The following is a 24,661-nucleotide window of genomic DNA, read 5'->3' as shown; positions in this document are numbered from 1 at the left end:
GGCTACCCCACCTCGACCGTGATCTCGCTGCCCTTGGGTGCCTTCTCGCCGCCGTCCACCGACTGGGACTTCACCTTGTCCCCGCCGAACAGGCCGCCCAGCAGGCCCCGGTCCACCTTCACCTTGAACCCGGCGGCGGACAGCCGGGCCCGCGCCGTGTCCACCGTCTCGCCCATCACATCCGGTACGGGCACCATCTGCGGGCCCTTCGACAGGGTCAGCGTGACGGTGTCCCCGGCGGCGAGCTGCCGGGGCGAGTCCGGGGACTGGGCGGCGACCCGGCCCGCGTCGAACTGCGAGTGCACCCGCCCCGAGGCGGTCCGCACCTTCAGCCCGGCCTTCTTCAGCGCGGCCTCCGCGTCGGCCGGCGTCTCACCCGTCACATCCGGCAGGTCGACGGGCCGGCCCCGGCTCACCTCCAGCGCCACCGCGGTCCCGGCCCGCTGCGAGGTGCCCGACCCGGGGGTGGCGCGGACCACCGAACCCCGGGCGATGTCCTCGCTGAAGGTGCGGGTGACCATGCCGGGGGCGAGCCCGGCCGACCTCAGCATGGTCCGCGCCCGGTCCAGCGGCTCCCCGTCCACGTCCGGGACCCGTACGGTGCGCGGGCCGAGCGAGATGGTCAGGGCGACCCGGTCGTGGCGGCGGATGCGCTGCCCGGTCTCCGGGTCGGTGGAGATGACGGTGCCCCGCTTGTCGGTCGCGCTGTAGGACCGCTTGACTGCGCCGGCCTCCAGACCGGCCTGGCCGAGCCGCTGCCGGGCCTGCGCCTCGGTCTTCGCCAGCAGCGGCGGCACCCTGGTGAACTGGCCCGAGTTGATGTACCAGATGCCGGTGCCGGCGCCGAGGATCACCAGGACCGCGAGCAGTACGGCCAGCGGGCCGCGGCCCGGGGTGCGCAGCCGCGGCCCGCGGCCCCGCGGGCGGCCCGGCGGGGGCGGCGCCAGCACGCTGGTGCGGTGCAGCTCCGCCTCCGGGTCCGTCTCGCGCGCCCGGCGGGACCCGGTGGCGGGCCGGGTGCCGGTGAGGCGGCCGGAGCGGGGCAGGACGCTGGTGCGGTCGTCCCTGGTGTCGTGCGCGGTGAGCCAGTCCGCCCCCTCGGGACCGGCCGCCGGCGGTACCGCGTCAAGCTGCTCCGCGGTGAGCGCCGCCCGGGTCTCGCGGACCGCGGCCAGCAGCGCCACCGCGTCCTTGGGGCGCCGCCCGGGAGTACGCGCCGTCGCGGAGGCCACCAACCGGTCCAGCCCGGCGGCGAGTTGGGGCGCCAGCCGGGACGGCGGCGGTACGTCCTCGTGCAGATGCCGGTAGAGGACCTGGGCGGGGGAGTCCCCGGAGTGCGGTCGGGCGCCGGTCAGCATCTCGTAGAGCAGGACCCCGCAGGCGTAGACGTCGACCCGGGGCTCGGCGGTGCCGTCCTCCAGTTGCTCGGGCGCCAGATACGACACCGTGCCGAGGACCGCGCCGGTGCTGCTGGTGACCGTGTCCACGGAGCGGACCAGTCCGAAGTCGGCGACCTTCACCCGGCCGTCGTCCCCGATCAGCACGTTCTCCGGCTTCATGTCGCGGTGGACGAAACCCGCGCGGTGGGCGGCGCCCAGCGCGGCCAGTACCGGTTCCAGGATGTCCAGCGCGGCCCGCGGCTGGAGCGCCACCCGCTCCCGCAGCACGTCCCGCAGGGTGCAGCCCGCCACGTACTCCATGGCGAGGTAGACATAGGCGCCGTCCCGGCCCTGGTCGTGGACGCCGACCACGTTCGGATGGGAGAGGCGGGCGACCGACTTGGCCTCGCGGATGAAGCGCTCCACGAAGGAGGCGTCGGCGGCGAGCGCCGGATGCATCACCTTGACCGCGAGCACCCGGTCCAGGCGGGTGTCCAGGGCCCGGTAGACCGTGGCCATCCCGCCGACCGCGATCAGCGCGTCGATGCGATAGCGCTCGTCGAGCACCTGCCCGATGAGCGGGTCCTGAAGGGTCGTGTCCACGTGGTGAGTCTACGAGGAGCGAAACGGCACACCCGACGCCCGCGAAGATCGGGAAGACACCCCCTGGTGACGCTCGCCACCGGCCCCGCTCAGAACGCCGGCCGCTCCGGGTCCAGCGCCGCCCGGCCGTCCCGCGGTGAGGAGGCCTCCGCGAAGTGGCGGCGCGGGATACGGCCCGCCCGGTACGCCAGCCGCCCCGCGACCACCGCGCCGCGCATCGCCTCCGCCATCAGCACCGGCCGCCGCGCACGCGTCACCGCCGAGGCGAGCATCACACCGGCGCAGCCCAGCTCCATGGCGAACGCCACATCGGAGGCGGTCCCGGCGCCCGCGTCCAGGATCACCGGGACCCGCGCCCGCTCGGTGATCAACTGGAAGTTGTGCGGATTGCGGATGCCGAGCCCGGAACCGATCGGCGACCCCAGCGGCATCACCGCCGCGCACCCCGCGTCCTCCAGCCGCCGCGCCAGCACCGGGTCGTCACTGGTGTACGGCAGCACCGTGAAACCGTCGTCCACCAGGATCTCCGCCGCGTCCAGGGTCTCCACCGGGTCCGGCAGCAGGGTCCGCTCGTCGGCGATCACCTCCAGCTTGACCAGGTCGGTGCCCAGCGCCTCCCGGGCCAGCCGCGCCGTCAGCACCGCCTCACCCGCGGTGTAGCAGCCCGCGGTGTTCGGCAGTACGGCGATCCCGAGGCGCTCCAGCACCGAGAGCACCGAGCCCTGTACGCCCGGGTCGAGGCGGCGCATCGCCACCGTGGTCAGCTCGGTACCGGAGACGGCCAGCGAGCGTTCCAGCACCTCCAGGCTGGGGGCGCCGCCGGTCCCCATGATCAGCCGCGAGGACAGCGTGGTCCCGCCGAGGGCGAGCGGGTCGTCCGCCATGGTCAGCCTCCCTGGACAGCGGTGAGGATCTCGACCCGGTCGCCGTCCCCGAGCACGGTCCCGGACCACTCGGCACGGGGCACCACACTCTCGTTGACCGCGGCCGCCACGCCCTTCGGCGCCGCGGACAGCCCGGCGACCAGGGCGTCCAGCGCGGTCCCGGCGGGTACGGCGCGCTGCTCGCCGTTGACGGAGAGGAGCACGGAGTCGGGGCGCGGGCTCAGCGGGCTCATACGGGCAGCTCCACGGGTGCGCCGGCGGTGAACCGCCGGGGGGTGAACGGGCGGGCCTCGGCGGGGAGTTCGCCCTCGGTCAGGGCGTGCGCCAGGATGTCGCCGGTGATCGGGGTGAGCAGCACCCCGTTGCGGTGGTGGCCGGTGGCGAGCAGCAGGCCGTCCAGGCCGGTGGGCCCGAGCAGCGGGGCGTTGTCGGGGGAGCCGGGGCGCAGTCCGGCCCGGGTCTCGGCGAGCGGCAGTTCGGTGATGCCGGGGATCAACTCATGGGCGTCGCGCAGCAGTTCGTAGACCCCGCCGGCGGTCACCGTGGTGTCCCAGCCCAGCTCCTCGGTGGTCGCGCCGAGCACCAGCTCACCGTTGAGCCGCGGCACCAGATACACCTGGCCGCCGCGGACCACGGCGCGCACCGTACGGCTCAGGAACGGCCCGTACCCGGCCGGCACCCGCAGCCGCAGCACCTGCCCCTTGACCGGGCGCACCGGCGGCAGCACCTCGGGCGGCACCCCGGCCAGCTTCCCGCTGAGGCTGCCGCCGGCCAGTACGGTGCGGCCCGCGGCGAGTTCGGTCCCGTCGCCGAGGACGGCACCGGTGGCGCGGTCACCGGCCGTGCGCAGCCGCTCCACCCACTGCCGGTGCAGGGCGACTCCGGCCCGCTCGCACGCGGTGACCAGGGCGGACGCCAGCCGCCGCGGGTCGATCTGGTGGTCGCCGTCAACCCGCAGCCCGCCGCGCACCCCGGGCGCCAGCATCGGCTCCAGGCGGCGGCACTCCCGCCCGGAGAGCCACTCGGAGTCCAGCCCGGAGCGGGTCTGGAGGGTGTGCAGCTCCCGCAGATGCGCCCGGTCGTCGGCGTCCAGCGCCACGGCGAGGGTGCCGCAGCGGCGGTAGCCGAGGTCCTGCCCGCTCACCTCGGACAGTTCGGCGGCGAAGTCCGGATAGCGGTGCGCGGAGGCCAGGTTGAGGCCGAGCAGGGTCTGCTCGCCGTGGTGGAGTTCGGTGACGGCGGCGAGCATTCCGGCCGCCACCCGGGCGGCGCCGCCGCCCGGTTCGGGGTCCGCGACCGCGGTGCGCAGCCCCCGCTGCGCCGCCCGCCAGGCCGTGACCAGTCCGATGACGCCGCCCCCGACGACCAGGACGTCAAGCTGCCCCGCCGCCCCGGCGGGCGCACCGGCCCTGTGCTGTGCTGACCGTGCTGACATGGGCGTCCAGCCCCTCCCTTCGCCGGCATGACCCGGATCAGGTTCGTACGGTCGGAGGCTGCTTCGGCCTCCCTCTCAGCCCGCCGCGTACGGGCTCCCGCGAGTGTGGTCCGCCGCCACCCTAGCCCCTGCCGCCCCAGCCGCAGTAGGGGTGCCGGCGGTGTACCGGGCCGGCGGCGGGCGTGTGCACGGCATCACGGAGGAAGCCCGCTGACCCCGGGCGGCCGGGTGGATAGGGTGACCGGGATGAGCGACGAGACGCGGCCCGGTGGCGGGGCACAGGCAGAGCGGACGGGGCGGAGCGTCGTGGTGGCGGGCGCCGGGATGGCCGGTGTGCAGACCGCCGTCGCCCTGCGCGAACAGGGCTTCACCGGCCCGATCACCGTGCTCGGCGCCGAGCCCCACCAGCCCTACGACCGGCCCCCGCTGTCCAAGGCCGTCCTCCTCGGCAAGGCCGAGGACTCCGCCTTCGACGTCGACTTCGAGGCGCTCGGCGTCACCCTCCGCCTCGGCCTCCCGGTCACCGGCCTGCGCGCCGCCGAGCACACCCTGGACACCGAGGCCGGGCCCGTCCCCTACGACTCCCTGGTGATCGCCACCGGCGCCGAACCGGTCCGGCTGCCCGGCCCCGCCGACGTCCCCGGCGTCCATCTGCTGCGCACCCTGGACGACGCGGCGCGGCTGCGTCCCGTCCTCGCCGGGCAGCGGGACGTGGTGGTGGTCGGGGCGGGCTGGATCGGCGCCGAGTTCGCCACCGCGGCCCGGGAGGCGGGCTGCCGGGTCACCGTGGTGGAGGCCGCCGACCGCCCGCTGGCCGGTGCGCTGCCCGCCGAGGTCGCCGCCCCCATGGCCCGCTGGTACACCGAAGCCGGCGCCCGACTCCGCACCGGCGTACGGGTGGTGGGCGTCGAGCCGGGCTCCGTCCTGCTCGACGACGGGACGCGGCTGCCCGCCGGAGCCGTCGTCGTCGGCATCGGCGCCCGCCCCGCCACCGGCTGGCTGGCCGGCTCCGGCATCGCCCTCGGCGAGCACCGCGAGATCCTCGCCGACGACCGTCTGCGCACCTCCCTGCCCGGGGTGTACGCGGTGGGCGACTGCGCCTCCTTCCCGTCCCGCCGCTACGGCGAACGGCTGCTGGTGCACCACTGGGACAACGCCCTCCAGGGCCCGCGCACCGTCGCCGCGGACATCGTCGGCGACGAGGCGGGCGAGCCGATCCGCTACGACCCGGTGCCGTACTTCTGGTCCGAGCAGTTCGGCCGCTTCGTGCAGTACGCCGGGCATCACGCGGGCGCCGACGCCGTGGTCTGGCGGGGTGATCCGGAGGGCGCCGCCTGGTCGGTGTGCTGGCTGCGGGGCGAGCGGCTGGTGGCGGTGCTCGCGGTGGGCCGGCCCCGGGACCTGGCGCAGGGCCGCAAGCTCATCGAGTCCGGTGCGGCACTCGACCCGCAGGCGCTGTCCGACCCGGCCCGACCGCTCAAGTCGGCCCGCAGATAGCCCCGTTCGCCGCCGCGGCACCCCCTGCGGGAGTGGTGGCGGGGGCGGGGCACGTGCGGCTGTCGGTGGCAGATGGCACGCTTGTCCCCGTGACCGAGATTGACATGAAGACCGATGCTCTCGTCCCCGCCTGGCTCACCCTCCCCGACATCGCCGAGCAGCTCGACGTCGAGGTGACGCGCGTACGCCAGCTCGTCAAGGAGGGCCAGCTGATCGCCGTGCGCCGCGGTGAGAACCGCGTCCTCCAGGTGCCGGCCGCCTTCATCGACGGCGACAAGGTGGTCAAGGGCCTCAGCGGCACCCTGACCCTCCTGCGGGACGACGGCTTCACCGACGAGGAAATGCTGGAGTGGCTCTTCACCCCTGACCCGTCCCTGCCCGGCACCCCCGCCGAGGCCCTGAGCGAGAACCGCGGTACGGAGGTGAAGCGCCGCGCCCAGGCGCTCGCCGTCTGACCCCGCCCACCGTCCGACCGACCGCAGCACCGGGCTGCCTGTACGGGCCGCGGAACGTCCGCGGCCCGTACGCTGTGCTGCCCAGGCCGGTGGTGCGCGTGCCGTCGTGCCGGTGATCGCCCAGCCCGAGGAGCCGCCGCCCATGACCCGCACCGAGCCCACCGGCCCCCGCGAGCAGTTGGCCGGCGCCCTGCTGTACCTGTGCACCGACGCCCGCAAGCGGCAGGGCGATCTGCCCGAGTTCCTGGACGCGGTGCTCGCCGGGGGCGTCGACATCGTGCAGTTGCGGGACAAGGGCATGGAGGCCGCGGAGGAGCTGGAACATCTGGCCGTCCTCGCCGAGGCCTGCCGCCGGCACGGCAAGCTGCTCGCGGTGAACGACCGGGCCGATGTGGCGCACGCCGCCGGGGCGGACGTCCTCCACCTCGGGCAGGGGGATCTGCCGGTGCCCGCGGCCCGCGCCCTGCTCGGTGCGGAGGTGCTGATCGGCCGCTCCACCCACGCCGGGGCGGAGGCGGCGGCCGCCGCGGTGGAGCCCGGCGCCGACTACTTCTGCACCGGCCCCTGCTGGCCCACCCCCACCAAGCCCGGCCGCCACGCCCCGGGCCTCGACCTGGTGCGCCGGACCGCCGCCCTCGGCACCGACCGGCCGTGGTTCGCCATCGGCGGAATCGACCTGGGCAATCTGGACGAGGTGCTCGACGCGGGCGCCCACCGGGTGGTCGTGGTCCGCGCCCTCACCGAGGCGGACGACCCCAAGGCGGCGGCCGAGGAGTTCTCCCGGCGGCTGCGGCAGAGCTGAGCCGCCGCCGTACGGAACGGGGGCTGCTGTCCGAGGCGTGGACAGCAGCCCGGCGAAACGTGACAAATCATGCTGCTCCGGTTGGGGGACCGCGCCCACCTGGCTAACCTGCCGTTATGGCCTTCGGTACCGCATCCACCCGCACTGATCGCGCACGCACCGTGCGTGACATGCTCGCGACCGGCAAAACGGCGATCTCCTTCGAGTTCTCCGCGCCGAAGACGCCCAAGGGCGAGCGGTCCCTGTGGAAGGCACTGCGCCGGGTCGAGGCCGTCGCACCCGACTTCGTCTCCGTGACCTACGGGGCGGGCGGCTCCACCCGGGAGGGCACGGTCCGCGAGACCGAGCAGATCGTCTCCGACACCACCCTCACCCCCGTCGCCCACCTCACCGCCGTCGACCACTCGGTGGCCCAACTGCGCAACATCATCGGCCAGTACGCCGACGCCGGGATCCGCAACATGCTCGCCGTCCGCGGCGACCCGCCCGGCGACCCGATGGGCGAGTGGATCGCCCACCCCCAGGGCCTCACCTACGCCGCCGAACTGGTCTCCCTCATCAAGGAGTCCGGCGACTTCTGCGTGGGCGTCGCCGCCTTCCCCGACCTGCACCCCCGCTCCACCGACGAGGCCACCGACGTACGGCACTTCGTGGACAAGTGCCGGGCCGGCGCCGACTACGCGATCACCCAGATGTTCTTCCACCCCGAGTCCTATCTGCGGCTGCGGGACCGGGTGGCGGCCGCGGGCTGCGAGACGCCCGTCATCCCCGAGGTGCTGCCGGTCACCAGCGTGCGGATGCTGAAGCGGCTGCCCACCCTGAGCACCGCCGTCTTCCCCGCCGAACTGAAGCAGCGGATGCTCGATGCCGAGGACGATCCGGCCGCTGTACGCTCCATGGGGATCGAGTTCGCCACCGGGTTCTGCGCGCGGCTGCTCGACGAGGGCGTCCCGGGGCTCCACTTCATCACCCTGAACAGTTCGACGGCGACGCTGGAAATCCACGAAAATCTCGGCCTGCACCACTCGCCGGCCTAGTCCGGCCGTACGCTGGCCGCAGCACTGCTTCGGTCGCCGTGCGTACGAGAGGGGCGTACATGGGCTTGACGGTCCTCTACATCGCGTTCGGCATCGTCGCTCTCTGGCTGCTGGGAGAGGTGCTGCTCCAGTACAAGGCGCGGCTGCGGTGGCGGCTGCTGGCCTTCGGCGGATTCCTCTGTGTGGTCGGCGGGGTGCTGCTGCGCTCCATTCCGGTCATCGGGCTGGGCGCCGCCGCGTTCGCCGTCGGCCAGACCTATGTGACGCTCTCCTTCCGCCGCGGCTTCTCCACCGGCTGGGCCCTCGGCGGCAAACCGGGCGCCAGCCGCCGACGCCGCGCCGCCCCACCCCAGCAACCCGCCCTGCACGTCTCCGACTTGGAGTACGAGCACCCCGGCACACCGCCCCCGCCCCCCGAGCAGGCGCCCGCCGCTCCCCTCTACGAACCGGAACCGCTGCCCGACGACACCGGCCAGTACGGCGTCTACGGCACGGACACCCAGGCCACCGTCGACCCGGGTCAGCCCTGGGGCACCGACCCGGCCGCCCCCGCCTACGACCAGACCGCCTACCCCGGCTACGACCAGCACCCCCACGCACAGCCCGGCTACGACCAGACCGCCACCGCATACGGCAACGGCTACCCCGACCCCTACGCGGCGCCCGACCCGTACGCGGCGGCGGGCTACCCGGCGGCCCACGACCCCTACACCCCGGGCTACGGCACCGGCGGCCACCCGGCGCAGGACCCGTACGCCGGGGCCTACGCGGAGGACACCCCGCCGGGCGGCGTCTGGGTCCCGCAGCAGCGCGGCACCGCGGACCACGAGTACGGCGACGGCGCCCTCCCGCCCGAGCAGCCCTACCCGCCGTACCAGGGCACACCCACCTACCCGGGCGGACCCGAGCAGGGCTATGAGCCGGTGACCCCCTGGCCGCCCGCCCCCGAGCCCGGCCAGCAGGACCAGCACTACCGCTACTGAGCCCGCCCCGGCGACCGGCTCAGGTGGAGCCGCGGAACTCCGGGCCCTCCACGATCAGACCGGCCACCAGAGCGCCCGACATCCCGGCGTGCGCCAGACCGCCGCCCGGATGCGACCAGCCGCCGACCGTGAACAGGCCGGGCAGCCGCGTGGAGTTGGCCGGATGCAGCAGCCTGCCGCCGGCCGCGGCCAGCGCCGGAGCGGGCACCGCACCGCCCGCCGCCCCCGTGTCCCGCTCCACCTCGGCAGGGCCCAGCACCTCGTGCCACAGCAGCCGCTCGGCAAGCCCCTCCACCGCCCGCCCGGCCCGCTCCAGCAGCCGCCCCACATCCTCCGCCGAGACCTCGCAGGACGCGGGCACGGTGGCCGTCACCGTCACCGACTCATGCTCGGGCGAAGGGAGTTGGGCGGGGTCCCCGGGGCGGAGCACCGTCACCGTCGGGGAGGCGGGCAGGCCCCGGCCGCTCTCCGGGCCGAAGAGGGCGGCCAACTCCGCGTCCCGGTCCGCGCCGTGCACCACGGTGCGGTGCGCGGTGCCCTCGGGGCGGGCGCCGCGCAACGCCAGCAGCAGCTTCACCCGGCTCGGCAGCCCGGACTGCGGCGGCACCCCGCCGTCCGCCCGTACCCCCGGCAGCAGCGACTCCAGCACGCTCGGGGGGACACCCGCCACCACGAACTCCGCCTCCTGCACGGTGCCGTCGGCCAGCTCCACACCGGCGGCCCGGCCGTCCTTCTCCACGATCCGCACCGCCCGCGCACCGAAACGGAACTCCACGCCCCGCTCCTCGCACCGCGTGTGCACCGCCGAAGCCAGCGCCCGCAACCCGCCCCGCACCGACCAGGTCCCGAAGGTCTGCTCCAGATACGGCAGTACGGCCGCCGAGGCGGGCGCCGTCCGCGGATCGAGGCCGTACTCCAGCGCGTACCCCTCCAGCAGGGCGCGCAGCCGGGGCTCGTCGTCCAGCTCCAGGCGGGCGATCCCGGCCAGGGTGGCGGCCGTCTCGGTACGGCGCAGCAGCCGGCGCCGCTCCAGGGCCGGATAGGGCTCCTTCTCGGCCAGCACCTGCCAGTTGGGCCAGAGCGGCTCCTCCAGCAGGGGGCGGCGGGAGCGGTCCCAGGCGTCCCGGGCGCGGTTCATGAACGCGGCCCAGCGGGCGCCCCGGCCGGTGCCCAGCGCGCCGTCCAGCGCCTCGGTGACGCCGGCCCGGGAGGCGTTCGGCAGCCGTACCCCGGTGCCGTCGGCGAAGACGTGCCGGGTCGCGGGCTCCACCTGGGCCAGCTCCAGGACGTCCTCCAGGGCCGTCCGGCCGGTCTTCACGAAGAGGTCCCGCCAGACCGCGGGGAGCAGCAGCAGACCGGGCCCGGTGTCGAAGGCGAAGCCGTCCCGGCGGACCGTGCCCAGCGCGCCGCCGAAGCCGTCCGCCCGCTCGAACACCACCACCCGGTGGCCCGCCACGGCCAGCCGGGCGGCCGCCGCCATGGCGCCCATGCCGGCCCCGATCACCGCGATACGTCCCATGTCGGCGACTGTATCGGCCGCCACCGACACTCCCCGCCCCGGTGCCGTGGCCGGGGCTGAGTACCCGTACCCAGACGCCCGGATGAGTAGCCGCGCGGATGGGGCGGCGGGGCGGAGGGGGAGAGAGTGGGGGCGGAAGGACGCAGTGCGCCGGACCGCCGACACGGGGCGGCGGAACGGCGCGCGTCCCGGGCGGGCCCGCGCAGTGCGGACCTCCCGGCTCCCTGCGGGCGGCCTCCGCTCCGCTCGGCGGGCCCCGGCACGTCCGGGGCCCGCCACCGGGGAACCGTCTCAGCGGCTGCCGCCGACCCGGCCCTGGAGCAGCCGGGAGAGCGCCGCGTGCACATCGTCCAGGGACCGCTCCGGCTGGAAGGACTTCCAGTCCAGCGCCGCCACCAGCACCATCCCCACCAGGGCCGCCGCGGTCAGCGGCACATCGATCTCCTCGCTCAGCTCCCCCCGCCGCACCCCCTCGCGCAGTACGTCCTCGACGACGGCCACCGCCTGCTGCCGCACCACCAGCAGCGTCGACTGCCAGGCCCGGTTGGTGCGCCACAGCTCCGCCACATAGAGCTGGGTGAAGGACTGGTAGCGGTCGATGAAGACCAGGCCGGCGCGGATCATCGCGTCCAGCGCGTCGACCCGGCTGCCGCCCGCCGCCTCGGTGCGCTCGGCGGCCTCCTTGAGCGAGGCGGTCAGCAGCCCCACGCCGTGCCGCAGCAACTCCTCGAACAGCTCCGACTTGCTGGCGAAGTTGTAGTAGACGGTGCCCTTGGCGACGCCGGCCCGCTCCGCGATCTCGTCCACGGTGGTGGCGGAGAAACCCTGCTCCGCGATGAGGGTGACGGCCGCCTCGTAGAGCTTCTGCCGGGTCGCCCGGCGGCGTGTGCTGCTGCTGTCCATGCCGACGATTCTCACAGGCCCGGCGGCGGGGCCGCGCAGGCTCACAGGCTCAGCTCCGGATGGAGCCGGTCCACCGTCCACACCTGGCTGCGCCGGGCGGCGACCGCGGTCAGCGCCAGCGCGCCCGCGGTGAACGCGGCGAGCACCACACCCGCCTGCCACACCGGCCCCAGCCCGCCCCCGGTGATCAGCCGCCGCAGCGCGTCCACCACGTAACTCATCGGCAGATACGGGTGGATGGCGGCGAAGAAGCCGGGACTGGTCTGCACCGGGTAGGTGCCGCCCGCCGAGGTCAACTGGAGCATCAGCAGCGCCAGCGCCAGGATGCGGCCGGCCGCGCCGAAGCGGGCGTTGAGCCACTGCACGATCGCCGCGAAGCAGGCGGTGACCAGGCAGAGGAAGCCGACCGTCCCCGCCGGCCTGGCCATCTCCAGGCCCAGACCCCAGTGCAGTACCGACATCAGTGCCGCGGTCTGGAGCACGCCCACGGCCGCCACCGGCAGCCAGCCCGCCACCGTGGTGCGCCAGGCCGAGGCGCCCGCCGCCAGCGCCCGCCGGTTCAGCGGCTGGATCAGCATGTACGCCACCATGGCGCCGACCCAGAGCGACAGCGGGATGAAGTAAGGGGCGAAACCGGTGCCGTAGTTGGGCGCCTTGTGCAGATCCTGGGTGGCGAGGCGCACCGGGTCGGCCATCACTCCGGTCCGCCGGTCGCGGTCCTGCTTGCCGTAGTCGGGTATCCGGTCGACGCCGTCATGCAGGCCGCCCGCGAGCTTCCCGGAACCGTCCGCCAACCTGAACAGTCCGCCGTCCAGATCGTTCGCCCCCGCCCCCAACTTGCCTATGCCCGCGTCGAGTTCGCGGGCACCGCTGCGGGCGGTGCCGAGACCGGTGTGCAGGGTCCTGGCCCCGTCGGCGACCTTGCCGGCGCCCTCGTTCAGCTTGTTGATCTTGGCTACGGCGCCGTCGAGGTCGTCGGCGAGGGTCGGCGCGGCCTTCTTCAACGCCCTGGCCTGCTGCTGGAGCGTGCCCAGGTCCTTGTCCAAGTCCTCGACGTCGCCGTCGTAGTCCTTGAGGACGGTGTGCACGTCCTTGGTCAGCTTCGCTGCTTCGGCGGCGGCGTCCCGGGCCTTCTTCAGGTCGGCGCAGGCCGGGTCGGGCCCCGCCAAGTCGGCCTGGTCCGGGGCGGGTTGGGCGTCGGCCGGCTTCTCGCAGCGGTCGCGGTAGACCGTGGCGAGGGTGTCGGCGGCCTTACGGGTGCCGGTCTCCGCGGCCGGCGCCGTCTCCACCAGTACATCGAGGTGCTCACGGATGGCGCCCGCCCCGTCCGCCACCAACTGCGCGCTGTCCGCGATGGTTTGACCGTGGTCCCGGAGGAACGGCCGGACCCGGTCCGCGGTCGTGTTGACCTTGCCGGCGAGCTGCTCGGTGCCGTCCGCCACCTGGCGCGAACCCTTCTGCAGCTCACCCGCACCCTTGTCGAGCTTCTTCAGGCCCCTACTCAGCTTGCCGGAGCCGGACTTGGCGTCCCTCAGCCCGTCCGCGAGATCCTTGGAACCCTGCTTCGCCCTGCCGATACCGCTGTCCAGCCGGTCCGCGCCCTTGGCGGCCCGCTCGGTGGCGCCGTGGATGTCGGAGAACGAGATGAAGATCCGGTCCAGGAAGGAGCGGGAGGCCTTGGTGGAGGCCGCCGAGCGCACTTCGGAGAAGACGGTGCGGGAGATCTGCCCCACGATGTAGTTGTTCGCGTCATTGGTCCGCACCCGCAGCGCACCCGTCTCGGGCGATTCCCCGGCACTGGACGCGATCCGCTCACTGAAGTCCCGCGGCATGGTCAGCGACAGGTAGTACGTGCCGTCCGCCACCCCGCGACGGGCCTCGGCGGCGCTCACCTCGCGCCAGTCGAAGGTGTTGCTCTCGTGCAGCCCGCGCACGATGTCCGCCCCCGCGGCCACCTTCCGCCCCCCGGCTTCCGCCCCCTGGTCCTCGTTGACCAGCGCCACCGGAATCCGGTCCAACCTGCCGTACGGGTCCCAGAACGACCACAGGTAGAGCGCCCCGTAGAGCAGCGGCAGAAGCAGCAGGGCGACCAGCGCGGCACGGGGCAGCCGTCCCCGGCCGAAGCGCTTCAACTCAAGCGCGGCCAGCCTCGGTGCACGCATCGGGCATCTCCTCTCGGGACTCTGTAATGGGGGTGAACTCCGCTGCGGAGGCGGTGAGTTGGGGTGGTGCCTCGGCGGCGGTGCGGGCCAGGACGAGGGGGCCGCCGTCCTCCGGAACCTCACTGCACACCGCGAGTACGGTGATGCCGGAGTCGGTCAACGACCGCAGCAGCGCCCAGAGTTGGGCACGCTCGGCGGGCCCCAGCTTCAGATCCGCGTCGTCCACCGCCAGCAGCCTCGGCTCCCCGATCAGCGCCAGCGCCACCGACAACCGCAGCGCCTCCAACCGCTCCAGGTCCCGCACCGGGGTACGGAGGCCCTTGGGCAGGCCCTCCGGATCGAGCCCGGCCGCCTCCAGCGCCGCGTCGACCCGGCGGCGGGCGTCCGACCTCCGCTCGGACGGCGGCCGCAGCAGCGCCCGCACCGAACCGCCGAACCGCCGCTGCAACAAGGCCCGTTCGCGCAGATGCTCGGCGACGGTGAGCGAGGGATCGAGGTCGCTCACCCCCGGCACCTGCGCCAGCCCGCAGAACCGCCGCGCCGCCGCCGACCGCCCCGGCAGCCGCACCCCGCCGACCTCCGCCCACCCCTCGCTCGCCCGCATCCGCCCGGTGAGCGCCAGCAGCAGACAGGTACGACCGGAGCCGGACGGCCCCACCACCGCCACCAGCGACCCACCCGGCGCCCTGAACTCCACCTCCCGAAAGACCCACCCCCGCGGCCCTTTCAACCCGAACCCGTGCACGTTCAACTCGACGCCGGGGGTGGGGGGTTCGGGGGCGGATGTCTCGGACTCGCAGTCAAGGGTGGGGAGTTCGGGGGCGGAAGGCTCGGATTCCCTTTCAGGTGCGGGTGGTTCGGTAGTGGGGGCGGACTCGGTCGCGCCTCCGGTCCCGGCTCCGCCGCCGCCCGCATCCGGCGTACCGGAACGCTCGGAACGCTTACGGTGCCGCCTCTTGCCGTGGTGCATCCCCTGCACGGAACCGGCCCCCTCCGCCGTCGCCGCCACCGGCCGCCGCTTCCCGGGCGGCCGCTCGACCGTCGATCTCTTTTGAACTGACCGGTCAGTTCAAAATCTATCCCGAACCTGCGATCGAAGCAAAGTGCCTGGTCAGAGCCGATTGTCAGTGGCGTACTCCACGATGGGCACATACGGCCACAGCGCCGTCACAGAGACGACAGGAGGATCGTCATGGCCAGTTCGTCCGCAGCAGCCGCACCGCGGCGCCGCGCCACCGGCCCTGCCCCCTCGCCGAGCGGACCCGCCAGCGATGTGCACCCCGTGCTGCGCCGCGCGTCCGCCCCGCCCGCCGCTCTCGAACTGCTCGCCCAGGCCCGCGCCGGGCTCGACGAGGCGGCCCACCACCAGACCCCCAACGAGCGCTACGCCACAGCCCACTTGGCCGCCCTGCGCACCGCGGCCGCCGTCCTCGCCGCCCGCGCCCGCCCCGAGCCGACCCGCCGCGGCCGGGCCAAGATCCGCAGCGCCTGGGAAGTGCTCCCCGAGATCGCTCCCGAACTCACCGAGTGGAGCGCCCTGTTCGCCTCCGGCGCCGCCCGCCGCGCCCGCGCCGAAGCCGGCATACGGAACGCGGTCGCCCGCCGCCAGGCCGACGACCTGCTCCGGGACGCCGCGATGTTCCTGCGCCTGGTGGAACGGATGCTGGTACTCCAGCCGGTACTGCCCCAGCCGCGCCCCCCGGCGCCATGAGCCCGCCGGTACGCGCGAGGGCGCCCGGGTCCGGCCTGGGCGCAGGTCCCGGGCGGGCCGGTATGCCAGGACGGAGCCGGGGAGCGGAGGCAATAGGGTGGGCAGGCCTGCCCCGCTCCCGCAGGCCACCGAGGCCCGGGAGCACCCCGATCGCTCCGCCGGTACGAGGCGGTGCCCCGCCGAGGAGTCAACTGCCGTGTCGGACCCGATGCGCCCCCGCGCTTCTCTCCGTACCGCCGTGGTCTGGGAGGTCCTCTGGGACGCCCTCGACCGCCGGGTCAAGGCCGCGGGCCGGGAGTCCCTCGACGTCCTGGACACCGGTGGCGGCAGTGGCAACTTCGCCGTGCCCGCCGCCCTCCTCGGCCACCGGGTCACCGTGGTCGACCCCAGCCCCAACGCCCTCTTCGCGCTGGAGCGCCGCGCCGCCGAGGCCGGAGTCGCCGAGCGGGTCCAGGGCGTCCAGGGCGACGCCCACGGCCTCTTCGACGTGGCCCGGCGCGAGGGCTACGACGTGGTGCTCTGCCACGGCGTCCTGGAGTACGTGGACGAGCCGGCCGAAGCCCTGGGCAACGTGGTGGCGGCGCTGCGTCCCGGCGGAGTGCTCAGCCTGCTCGCCGCCGGCCTCGGCGGCGCCGTGCTCGCCCGGGCCCTCGCCGGGCACTTCACCGAGGCCCGGCACGCCCTCACCGATCCCGACGGCCGCTGGGGCGGGGGCGACCCGGTGCCGCACCGCTTCACCGCCGAGCAGCTCACCGGCCTTGTCGAAGAGGCCGGGGTCCAGGTCGCCTCCGTCCACGGTGTGCGGGTCTTCGCCGACCTGGTGCCGGGCGTCCTCGTCGACACCGAACCGGCCGCCCTGGAAGCCCTGCTCAAGCTGGAGGCCGCCGCCGCGGAACTGCCGGCCTTCCAGTCCGTCGCCACCCAACTCCATGTACTCGGCGAGAAGCAGCCGCCTCCCACCGCCTGACCGCACCCGTACGCGCACCCGCTGATCAGGTACGCAGCGGCAGATGGAGTACGCCACACGGCGCCCGATATGGCGCGGTGCGCCGTATGATCGAGGGAGACGGTTCGGCATGGCGGGCCGCCCGCCGGGGAATGCAGGCTTCAGCGGGCCGGGTCATCATGGCGGTTCGGCAGGTGGATTGGCGCAGAGGGGCGGGTTTCACGGGGGCGATTCCCTGCCTATCCTGAAGGGAACCCCCCGGTCGCCCAGGCGACTGCACGATGAGGAGGATTCCGTGCCGCTCTCGGAGCACGAGCAGCGAATGCTCGAGCAGATGGAGCGAGCGCTGTACGCCGAAGATCCAAAGTTCGCGACAGCGCTTGAGGGAAGCGGGCTGCGCAAGTACACCCGGCGGCGGGTCTACCAGGCGGTCGTGGGCTTCCTGATCGGTATCGCGCTCCTCATGGCCGGCATGATCGTGCCGTCGATGTGGTGGCTGAGCGTGGTGGGCTTTGTCGTGATGCTGGGGTGCGCGGTGCTCGCGATCACCGGATGGCGGAAGGCACCCAAGCCGGGTGAGCAGCCGCCCCAGCCCGGACCCGGAGGCCGCGATTCCGGGAATGCGCCCTCGGCCCGACGCCAGAACCGCCAGCGACGCTCCATGATGGACCGCATCGAGGAACGCTGGCAGCGCCGCCAGGACGGCGGCCACGACCGCTAGGCCGTGTCACAGCCCGCACCGGGCTGTGCCCCCGCGGCACTCCAACTCAACGCCGACTGTGGGCTGTCCCGCTTGGGGCAGCCCACAGTCGTGTGGGCGCCGCCCTGTCCGCGGCGCCGGTGGTTGTGTCGGCCGTCTCCCGTCCGGGGCGGCCCGCTGGTGTGCCCCGGGGTCGTCGTGCCCGGGCCGCCGTGGCCACCTATCGCGGGGTCGTTGGTGGTTCTGTCGCCTCCGGCCCGGCATTCGTTTCCGGCCAGACTTCGGTGCCGACCCGCCGGTCCCACCCCGCCCCCGCTCACTTCGCCGCCCCTCCGGCGGCCCGCGTCAGGCGCGGCGGGCGTGGTGGGTGGTCCACCAGGTGGCGACGCGGGTGGCGAGGGTGTGGCGTCGGGCGCGGAACCACCACAGGGCGCGGGCCGCGGAGCGCGGCGCGAGGAGCGCTCGGAGTCGCGCCGCCCGGCCCGCCCCCGCACCGATCGCCGCCGAAGCCCGCCGTACGTCCTGGGCGAGCCCCGCCGCTGGCTGCGGCCGCGGTGCGTACAGCACCTGCTCCACCGCAGCCGCCACCCGCTGCACCGACTCCGCGGCCGCCGGGTCGAGTTCCGTGACCCGCACGATGCGGTCCGCGGCCCGCCGCGGTGTCAGCGAACCGTCCGGTGCGATGCCGTAGTCCCAGGCGGTGTCCGTCAACTCCAGCCAGGCGGCCAGCGTCCGGTCCGCGGCGTCCGGTTCCGTACGGCCCCGCGAACCGAGCCGTACCGACCGTTCCCGCAGCCGCCAGAGCATCGGCAGCAGCGGAACGGACAGCACCAGCAGCACCGCCAGACCGCCGCCCAGCAGCAGCCCCAGCGGCGGACCGCCGGAATCGGAACCGCCGGTGACCTGGGGCGGCGCGCTGCCGCAGCCGTCCAGCTTCTTCATCTCCGGGGTGCAGCCGGCCGACTCCGAGGGAGCGGTGGTCGGTTGCACGGGGGCGGCGCTGGACGGCTCCGAGGGATTGTCCGGGTTGCTGCTCGGGGCGTTGGGGCGGGTGTACTGCGGGGCGGTGCCGCGGCTCGGCGTCGGCTCGAAGCGGGTCCACCCCACGCCCTCGAAGTACAACTCGGGCCAGGCGTGCGCGTCCTTCAGGCCGACCGACATGGTGCCGTCGGCAGCCGGGGAGCCGGGGGTGAAGCCGACCGCGACCCGCGCCGGTATGCCCAGCGTGCGGGCCATGGTCGCCATGGAGAAGGAGAAGTGCACGCAGAAGCCCCGCCGCTGCTTCAGGAACCGGGCGATGGCCTCGGTGCCGCCGCCGGTCTCCACCGTGGTGTCGTAGGAGAAGTTGCCGCTCTCCGCGAAAAAGTCCTGGAGCTTCACAGCGCGCTGGTAGTCGTTGTCCGCGCCCCGGGTCACGGCGCGGGCGGTGGCCTTCACCACCGGCGGGACCGAGCGGGGCAGCGAGGTGAACTCCTGGCGCAGCCCGGCCGGTGCGTCCGGCGCGGCCGCCAGTTGCTCGGCCGTCGGCTGCACCGCGAGGCTCGTCACCTCGTAGCGTGCGCCGCCGGTGTTCTGGCGGTGGTCGCCGACGATGGTGCGGCCCACCGGCTCGTACCGCCAGCGGCCGTCGATGCGGACCTGGGTCGCCGGATACGGCATCGGCAGCCAGTCCTGCTTGTACGAGTCGGCGGCCGAGATGCTGGTCCGGATCTCGGTGGTGCCCACGCCGGGGTTGAGGCCCTGCGGGGTGGGGAGGGTGGCGGGCACGTCCTCGATGCGTCGGAGGGAGGGCTTCCAGGACTGGCCGTCGAAGTCGTCCAGGGACACGATCCGCAGGTACAGGTCCTCGGTGTCCCGGGTGGTGGTGCGGTACGCCAGGACCTGGCGGTCGTCGGGCTGGTTGAGGCTGTTCTGGAGCGAGACCAGGGGGTTGACCGCGGAGATCGTCCCACCGCCGCCGCGCCCCGGGCCGCGGCCGTGGCCGTCGCCGCCGAGCAGACCGCCGTCCAGCGAGGGCAGCGTCAGCGGGACCACCACCGCGACGCCCAGCGCCACCAGGCCGATGCGGCGGCCGGTACGCACCGGGGCGACGACCCGCCCGCCGCCCGCCCGGCCCCCCGATCCGTCCGGCTCGCGGGGCGCCCCGCCGAAGACCCGCCCCCAGCGGGAGAGCCGGTCCCGTCCCTCGGCGAGGAGCAGCAGCAGATAGCCGGCGGCGGCCAGCAGGAACCACAGCCAGGCCGCCCCGTTGTCCGCCAGACCGGCCGCCACCGAATACAGCGCCAGCAGCGGCAGTCCGGCCGGGGCCGCGTTTCGGAAGGTGACCGCCAGCGCGTCCACCAGCAGGGCCACCACCAGCACTCCGCCGACCAGCATCAGCCGGATCCCGTCGGACAGCGGCGCGGGCGTGGCGTACCGGCCGACGTCGTCCGAACCGGCCTGGAGCAGCAGGCCGAAGCGGTCGATGGCCTGCGGGCCGGGCAGTACACCGGCGAGGGCCTGCTCGCGGGCGAAGACCAGGGTGAGCAGCAGCAGCGACACCAGGGCCTGGGCGAGCACGGTCAGCGGCCGGGCCAGCGGAATCCGCCGGGCCAGTGTGCCGACCCCGGCCTGTACCGCGACCAGGAAGGCGGCCTGGAGGATCCAGGTGGACCGGTCGACCAGCGGCAGCAGGGCGCACGCCGCCAGCAGGCTCGCCAGGGCGGCGCTCACCGCCAGCCGGCTCCGTCCGCTCATCGCCGCCCCCTCAGCCCCGTGCCCCGGGATCCGTCCCGGCCGGTCCCCGAACCACCCTGCGCGCCACCGGCATCCGCAGCCCCCGAGGGTCCCGCGCCGGAATCGGTCCCGGCACCGGTGGCTCTTGCCGCCCCGGTTCCCGGAGCGGACGCGGAACCGAACGACCCGGCTCCGTAAGCCCGTTGAGCAGATCCTCCGGCGAAGCCCGTACCCGGGACGGAGGCCGGTTCCGGGGCGCCGGGCAGGCGTTCCGTCCGGCGCCACAGCTCGGTCAGCTCGGCGCCCGGCGGTACCGGGAGCACCGTCCAGCCCGCCTCCCTCAGCAGCCGCAGACCCGCGCCGTCCCCGCTGCCCGCCCCCGCCCGAGTCCAGGCCTCCGGGTCCAGTACGAAGGCGAGGGCGGCGCCGCCGCGGTGCCGCATCCGGGCGGCGACCGCGGCCTGCTCCTCGTCCAGCGCGCCCAGGAGCGCGATCAGCAGGCCCTCGCCGCCGGTACGCAGCACCGCGTAGGCGCGGGACAGCTCGGTGCCCTCGGAGTGGTCGAGCACGGCGAGGGTGTCCAGCATCAGCCCGGCCGCCTCGGCCGTCTCCTGTCCGCTGGCCGCGAACCCGTCACCGCCCTCGCCGGGCACCGTGCTCCCGGTGTCGGTCAACAGCCGTACCGAGAAGCCCCGTTCCAGCATGTGCACCACGATCGAAGCGGTGGCCGAGACGGCCCACTCGAAGGCGGAGCCCGGCCCGGCGGCGCGGTACGCCGACGCTCTGGTGTCCAGCAGCACCGTGCAGCGGGAGCGCTGCGGCTGCTCCTCGCGCCGCACCATCAGCTCGCCGTACCGGGCCGTGGAGCGCCAGTGCACCCGGCGCAGATCGTCGCCGTAGCGGTATCCGCGGGGGATGACGTCGTCCTCGCCGGCCAGGGCGAGGGAGCGCTGCCGCCCCTCGCCGTACCCGCTGCCCTTGCCGGAGAGCCGCACCGTGGGCAGCGGCTCCACCCGCGGCACCACCGTCAGCGTGTCGTACGAGGAGAAGGAGCGGGTCAGCTCGCACATGCCGAACGGGTCGCTCAGCCGCAACTGGAGCGGGCCCAGCGGATAGCGGCCCCGCAGATCGGACCGCACCCGGTAGGACACCTCGCGCCGCCCGCCCGCCTCCACCCGGTCCAGCACGAACCGCGGCCGCGGGCCCAGCACATACGGCACCCGGTCCTGGAGCATCAGCAGGCCGGTGGGCAGCCGGGAGACGTTGTCCATCCGGAGGTGGACGCGGGACTCCGCGCCCGCGGGGACCCGGCCGGGGGAGAGGCGGCGGCTGGCGGTGACCCGGTACCGCGTGCGCAGCAGCACCACGGCGCACACCGGTGGCAGCACCGCCAGCAGCAGGCCCACCCGCAGCAACTCGCTCTGCCCCAGGACGAAGGCGCACACCCCGGCCGCGATCCCCGCGGCCAGGAAGGACCGGCCGCGGGTGGTGAGCCCGGCCAGTGCGGTGCGCACCCCGCCGCGCGGCTGCTCCGCCCCGGGCGCCGCGGCGCCCTGAGCACTCATCACGCCCCCCGGCCGCCGGGCGGCTGCTGCCCGTACGCCGGGTGCCCGGCGCCGCGGCCGCCGTGCGCGGCGGGGACGGGGGTGCGCTGCATGATCTCCTGGACGACCTGCTCGGCGGTGCGGCGGTTGAGCTGGGCCTGGGCGGTGGGCAGCAGCCGGTGCGCCAGTACGGCGACCGCGAGGCCCTGGACGTCGTCCGGCAGGGCGTACTCGCGGCCGGCCAGCGCCGCCGCCGCCTTCGCCGCCCGCAGCAGATGCAGGGTGGCCCGCGGTGAGGCGCCGAGCCGCAGGTCCGGGTGGGTGCGGGTGGCGGCGACCAGATCCACCGCGTACCGGCGTACCGCGGGCGCCACGTGCACCGAGCGGACCGTGTCGACCAGCTTGAGGATCTCGTGGGCGTGCGCCACCGGCTGGAGGTCGTCCAGCGGGGAGACGCCGCCGTGCACATCGAGCATCTGCAACTCGGCCTCGGGGCTGGGATAGCCGATGGAGACGCGGGCCATGAAGCGGTCGCGCTGCGCCTCGGGCAGCGGGTAGGTGCCCTCCATCTCGACCGGGTTCTGCGTGGCCACCACCATGAAGGGGCCGGGCAGCTCGTAGGTCTTCCCGTCGATGGTGACCTGCCGCTCCTCCATGGACTCCAGCAGCGCCGACTGCGTCTTGGGGGAGGCGCGGTTGATCTCGTCGCCGATGACGATCTGGGCGAAGATCGCGCCGGGCTTGAACTCGAAGTCCCGCCGCTGCTGGTCCCAGATGGAGACCCCGGTGATGTCGGACGGCAGCAGATCGGGTGTGAACTGGATACGGCGCACCGAGCAGTCGATGGAGCGGGCGAGGGCCTTGGCCAGCATCGTCTTGCCGACGCCCGGCACGTCCTCGATCAGCAGGTGCCCCTCGGCGAGCAGCACCGTCAGCGAGAGCCGTACGACCTCGGGCTTGCCCTCGATCACGTCCTCCACCGACCTGCGCACCCGTTCCGCGGTGCTGGTCAAGTCAGTGAGGCTCGCTCGATCGTCATAGGTCGTCACCGGCCCTCCTCGGCCCTTCCCCGTGCTCCGGACGAGCTTGGGTCCCCATGTCGGACCGGCCCGCGCTGTGTGCCGCGTACCGGTCCCACCCCGAAATCACGGACACCTCGCGGGCCGAACCCGCGCGGTGCCACATGAGCATTCTTGTTGGCGTGCCCGTTTGTGTCACTTGCCTGTGGACACCGGCGGCGTTATGCCGGATCCGCGGGCATTTCGTCGGCCGGGCCGCCGCAGATGTGTTCGATGGTCCCGGATGACGGGGGTGGCCGCGCAAGTTCGTTCACCCGTAGGGGTGAGATGGCCGGCGGGGGCTGGTGCGCCGCCGCAGGCGACGCGCAGGGCGGTTGATTGACCGGACGACCCGGTGGACTAAAGTGACGCGAAGCGGGAGGCGGGGCCTCCCAGCTCACTGTCTGCTTCACATCCTGACCGGGATTACCGTTCACACGGAAATCCCCCCGCGTGCGTGGCCCGCACGTACGGCTCGGCCTCCTCCCGCTCCCGGTCGGCTGACGCCGCTGACCCGGCGCCGGCGGGCCGTTCCCCTTCACGAGCGGGCGGGGACCCGGCGGTGCGTACGGGCCCGCAGGACCTGAGAGGGCCAATGCAAGGGCGCGAACCGCAGCCGCGACAGCCCGGCGCCGCACCGGAGGGGACCGGCGCCCCCGAAGCCGCCGGGAACACCCGGCACGTACCGGTGATGCTGCAACGCTGCCTTGATCTGCTGGCCCCCGCGCTCGCCGCCCCGGGCGCCGTCGTGGTCGACTGCACCCTCGGTCTCGGCGGGCACAGCGAGGCCCTGCTCGGTACCTTCCCGTCCGTCCGGCTGATCGGCCTGGACCGGGACAAGGAGGCGCTGCGGCTGGCCGGTGAGCGGCTGGCCCGCTTCGGCGAGCGCGCCACCCTGGTGCACGCCGTCTACGACGAGCTGCCCGAGGTCCTCGCCCGGCTCGACCTGCCCCGCGTCCAGGGCGTCCTCTTCGACCTGGGCGTCTCCTCCATGCAACTGGACGAGGCGGACCGGGGGTTCGCCTACGCGCAGGACGCCCCGCTCGACATGCGGATGGACCAGACGACGGGCGCCAGTGCCGCGGAGGTCCTCAACACCTACCCGCCCGGCGAACTGGTGCGGATCCTGCGGGCGTACGGCGAGGAGAAGCAGGCGAAGCGGATCGTCGGCGCCGTGGTGCGGGAGCGCGAGAGGGAACCGTTCACCAACAGCGCCCGTCTGGTCCAGGTGATCCGCGACGCCCTCCCGCAGGCCGCGAAGCGCACCGGCGGCAATCCGGCCAAGCGCACCTTCCAGGCCCTGCGGATCGAGGTCAACGGTGAACTGGCGGTCCTGGAACGGGCGGTGCCGGCGGCGGTCGGGGCGCTCGCCCTCGGCGGCCGGATCGCGGTGCTCTCGTACCAGTCGCTGGAGGACCGGCTGGTGAAGCAGGTGCTCGCGGCCGGGGCGGCGAGCACCGCGCCGGCCGGGCTGCCGGTGGTGCCCGAGCGGTACCAGCCCCGCCTCAAGCTCCTCACCCGCGGTGCGGAACTGCCCACCGAGGAGGAGATCGCCGAGAACCGCAGGGCCGCCCCGGCGCGGCTGCGCGGCGCCCAGCGCATCCGCGAGGACGCCGAATGAGCCGCCGACCGCGGGCCACCGTCTGAGCAGCGCACCACCACACCGCAGGGGAGGGACGGATGAGCAGTGCACCCCGGCTGAGGGGGCGGGCCGCCAGGCTGGCCCGGATGTTCCCCACCGGACCGAGCCGAGCCGCGAGGACACCGTTCGTCCTGCTGGTGGTGGTCCTGCTGAGCGGCGGGCTGATCACCCTGCTGATGCTCAACTCCTCTTTGAACGAAGGCTCGTTCCAGTTGAGCCGGCTGAAGAAGGAGACCACCGACCTCACCGACCAGGAGCAGGAGCTCCAGCACGATGTGAACGGCTACTCCGACCCGGACGCCCTGCAGCGCCGCGCCCGTGAACTCGGCCTGGTGCCGGGCGGCGACCCCGCCTTCCTCGGGCCCGACGGCCGGGTGCGCGGCGTACCGTCCACCGCCTCGCCGTCCGCCCTGCGCACCCGGGCACCCGCCGCCTCGCCCGGCCCGTCCGCCACCGCCTCGCCCAACTCCCCGGCCACGCCCCGGAGTTCGGCGTCCGCGCGGCTGGCCGCCGAATCCAGCACCCCGTTCCCGCCCGCCGGTTCCCCGGCGCCCTCCCCGCACCGCTCCGAGCCCCGGCAGGTGACCCAGTGACCGACCGGCATCCCCCGCGCCGCCGGGTACCGGGCCCCGCCCGGCGACCCGAGCCCGCCGCCCGCCGCCCGCGACCGGCGCCCGCCCGGGTGC

21 protein-coding genes and 1 riboswitch are annotated in these 24,661 nt (G+C 74.4%); of the genes, 10 read left to right on the top strand and 11 right to left on the bottom strand.

Annotated elements, in window-relative coordinates:
* Positions 1 to 2: 2 nt before the first annotated feature.
* From pknB to thiO, 4 genes are all read right to left on the bottom strand, one after another.
* A complete protein-coding gene (gene pknB, locus ACFVST_RS17040; RefSeq protein WP_390151921.1) occupies positions 3 to 1,982 on the bottom strand; it encodes a Stk1 family PASTA domain-containing Ser/Thr kinase in 1,980 nt (659 codons plus the stop codon).
* 89 nt (positions 1,983 to 2,071) lie between these two features.
* A complete protein-coding gene (locus ACFVST_RS17035) occupies positions 2,072 to 2,866 on the bottom strand; it encodes a thiazole synthase (RefSeq protein ID WP_390151919.1) in 795 nt (264 codons plus the stop codon).
* Between the two features lie 2 nt (positions 2,867 to 2,868).
* Complete coding sequence (thiS, locus tag ACFVST_RS17030; RefSeq protein ID WP_390151916.1) at positions 2,869 to 3,099, bottom strand: sulfur carrier protein ThiS; 231 nt, start codon at positions 3,097 to 3,099, stop codon at positions 2,869 to 2,871.
* The gene (gene thiO, locus ACFVST_RS17025) at positions 3,096 to 4,301 is read right to left on the bottom strand and encodes a glycine oxidase ThiO (protein WP_390151913.1); all 1,206 of its coding nucleotides are present in this window, start codon (positions 4,299 to 4,301) and stop codon (positions 3,096 to 3,098) included. The genes thiS and thiO overlap by 4 nt, the downstream gene beginning before the upstream one ends.
* Positions 4,299 to 4,412: riboswitch (TPP riboswitch) on the bottom strand. Its footprint overlaps the gene before it by 3 nt.
* A gap of 135 nt (positions 4,413 to 4,547) precedes the next feature.
* Between thiO and ACFVST_RS17020 the strand changes: the two genes are divergently transcribed.
* The 5 genes from ACFVST_RS17020 (at position 4,548) to ACFVST_RS17000 (ending at position 9,075) form a co-directional block, all read left to right on the top strand.
* Positions 4,548 to 5,798 carry an NAD(P)/FAD-dependent oxidoreductase gene (locus ACFVST_RS17020; RefSeq protein ID WP_390151910.1) on the top strand — a complete coding sequence of 417 codons (1,251 nt, stop codon included), beginning with the start codon at positions 4,548 to 4,550 and terminating at the stop codon, positions 5,796 to 5,798.
* A gap of 89 nt (positions 5,799 to 5,887) precedes the next feature.
* A complete protein-coding gene (locus ACFVST_RS17015) occupies positions 5,888 to 6,253 on the top strand; it encodes an Rv2175c family DNA-binding protein (RefSeq protein ID WP_390151907.1) in 366 nt (121 codons plus the stop codon).
* Between the two features lie 142 nt (positions 6,254 to 6,395).
* Positions 6,396 to 7,055, top strand: coding sequence for a thiamine phosphate synthase (gene thiE / locus ACFVST_RS17010; protein WP_390151904.1), 660 nt, complete (start codon positions 6,396 to 6,398; stop codon positions 7,053 to 7,055).
* A gap of 116 nt (positions 7,056 to 7,171) precedes the next feature.
* A complete protein-coding gene (metF, locus tag ACFVST_RS17005; RefSeq protein WP_390151902.1) occupies positions 7,172 to 8,092 on the top strand; it encodes a methylenetetrahydrofolate reductase [NAD(P)H] in 921 nt (306 codons plus the stop codon).
* A 59-nt stretch (positions 8,093 to 8,151) separates the two neighbouring features.
* A complete protein-coding gene (locus ACFVST_RS17000; protein WP_390151900.1) occupies positions 8,152 to 9,075 on the top strand; it encodes a hypothetical protein in 924 nt (307 codons plus the stop codon).
* A 19-nt stretch (positions 9,076 to 9,094) separates the two neighbouring features.
* Here the strand turns inward: ACFVST_RS17000 and ACFVST_RS16995 are convergent, their stop codons facing one another.
* From ACFVST_RS16995 to ACFVST_RS16980, 4 genes are all read right to left on the bottom strand, one after another.
* Positions 9,095 to 10,594, bottom strand: a complete 1,500-nt coding sequence (locus ACFVST_RS16995) for a phytoene desaturase family protein (RefSeq protein WP_390151897.1) — start codon at positions 10,592 to 10,594, stop codon at positions 9,095 to 9,097.
* Positions 10,595 to 10,885: 291 nt separating this feature from the next.
* The gene (locus ACFVST_RS16990; protein WP_390151894.1) at positions 10,886 to 11,497 is read right to left on the bottom strand and encodes a TetR/AcrR family transcriptional regulator; all 612 of its coding nucleotides are present in this window, start codon (positions 11,495 to 11,497) and stop codon (positions 10,886 to 10,888) included.
* A gap of 41 nt (positions 11,498 to 11,538) precedes the next feature.
* The gene (locus ACFVST_RS16985) at positions 11,539 to 13,659 is read right to left on the bottom strand and encodes a YhgE/Pip family protein (RefSeq protein ID WP_390151891.1); all 2,121 of its coding nucleotides are present in this window, start codon (positions 13,657 to 13,659) and stop codon (positions 11,539 to 11,541) included.
* A complete protein-coding gene (locus ACFVST_RS16980; RefSeq protein WP_390151889.1) occupies positions 13,631 to 14,410 on the bottom strand; it encodes an ATP-binding cassette domain-containing protein in 780 nt (259 codons plus the stop codon). The genes ACFVST_RS16985 and ACFVST_RS16980 overlap by 29 nt, the downstream gene beginning before the upstream one ends.
* Before the next feature lie 441 nt (positions 14,411 to 14,851).
* Between ACFVST_RS16980 and ACFVST_RS16975 the strand changes: the two genes are divergently transcribed.
* The 3 genes from ACFVST_RS16975 (at position 14,852) to ACFVST_RS16965 (ending at position 17,037) form a co-directional block, all read left to right on the top strand.
* Entirely contained in the window at positions 14,852 to 15,370 is a 519-nt protein-coding gene (locus ACFVST_RS16975) for an SAV_6107 family HEPN domain-containing protein (protein ID WP_390151886.1), read from the top strand.
* Positions 15,371 to 15,566: 196 nt separating this feature from the next.
* Entirely contained in the window at positions 15,567 to 16,337 is a 771-nt protein-coding gene (locus tag ACFVST_RS16970) for a methyltransferase (RefSeq protein ID WP_390151883.1), read from the top strand.
* Between the two features lie 274 nt (positions 16,338 to 16,611).
* Complete coding sequence (locus tag ACFVST_RS16965; protein ID WP_390151880.1) at positions 16,612 to 17,037, top strand: DUF3040 domain-containing protein; 426 nt, start codon at positions 16,612 to 16,614, stop codon at positions 17,035 to 17,037.
* A 324-nt stretch (positions 17,038 to 17,361) separates the two neighbouring features.
* Here the strand turns inward: ACFVST_RS16965 and ACFVST_RS16960 are convergent, their stop codons facing one another.
* The 3 genes from ACFVST_RS16960 to ACFVST_RS16950 are packed head-to-tail and all read right to left on the bottom strand — an operon-like array spanning position 17,362 to position 22,324.
* Positions 17,362 to 19,752 (bottom strand): DUF3488 and DUF4129 domain-containing transglutaminase family protein, encoded by a 2,391-nt coding sequence (locus ACFVST_RS16960; protein WP_390151877.1) that lies wholly within the window; start codon positions 19,750 to 19,752, stop codon positions 17,362 to 17,364.
* Entirely contained in the window at positions 19,749 to 21,296 is a 1,548-nt protein-coding gene (locus tag ACFVST_RS16955; protein WP_390151875.1) for a DUF58 domain-containing protein, read from the bottom strand. The genes ACFVST_RS16960 and ACFVST_RS16955 overlap by 4 nt, the downstream gene beginning before the upstream one ends.
* Positions 21,296 to 22,324, bottom strand: a complete 1,029-nt coding sequence (locus tag ACFVST_RS16950; protein ID WP_390151872.1) for an AAA family ATPase — start codon at positions 22,322 to 22,324, stop codon at positions 21,296 to 21,298. Before ACFVST_RS16950 ends, ACFVST_RS16955 begins: the two co-directional genes overlap by 1 nt.
* A gap of 604 nt (positions 22,325 to 22,928) precedes the next feature.
* On the opposite strand from ACFVST_RS16950, the gene rsmH reads away from it, so the two are divergent.
* Together rsmH and ACFVST_RS16940 are read left to right on the top strand one after the other, a co-directional pair.
* Positions 22,929 to 23,954: a 16S rRNA (cytosine(1402)-N(4))-methyltransferase RsmH gene (rsmH, locus tag ACFVST_RS16945; RefSeq protein WP_390151869.1), complete on the top strand. Its 1,026-nt coding sequence runs from the start codon at positions 22,929 to 22,931 to the stop codon at positions 23,952 to 23,954.
* A gap of 59 nt (positions 23,955 to 24,013) precedes the next feature.
* A complete protein-coding gene (locus ACFVST_RS16940; protein ID WP_390151866.1) occupies positions 24,014 to 24,568 on the top strand; it encodes a septum formation initiator in 555 nt (184 codons plus the stop codon).
* Positions 24,569 to 24,661: the final 93 nt, after the last annotated feature.

Source organism: Streptomyces sp. NPDC058045, from assembly GCF_042885635.1.
Classification (GTDB): domain Bacteria; phylum Actinomycetota; class Actinomycetes; order Streptomycetales; family Streptomycetaceae; genus Streptomyces.
The sequence above is the reverse complement of the archived record's forward strand: the minus strand, read 5'-3'. Positions and strand labels throughout refer to the sequence as shown.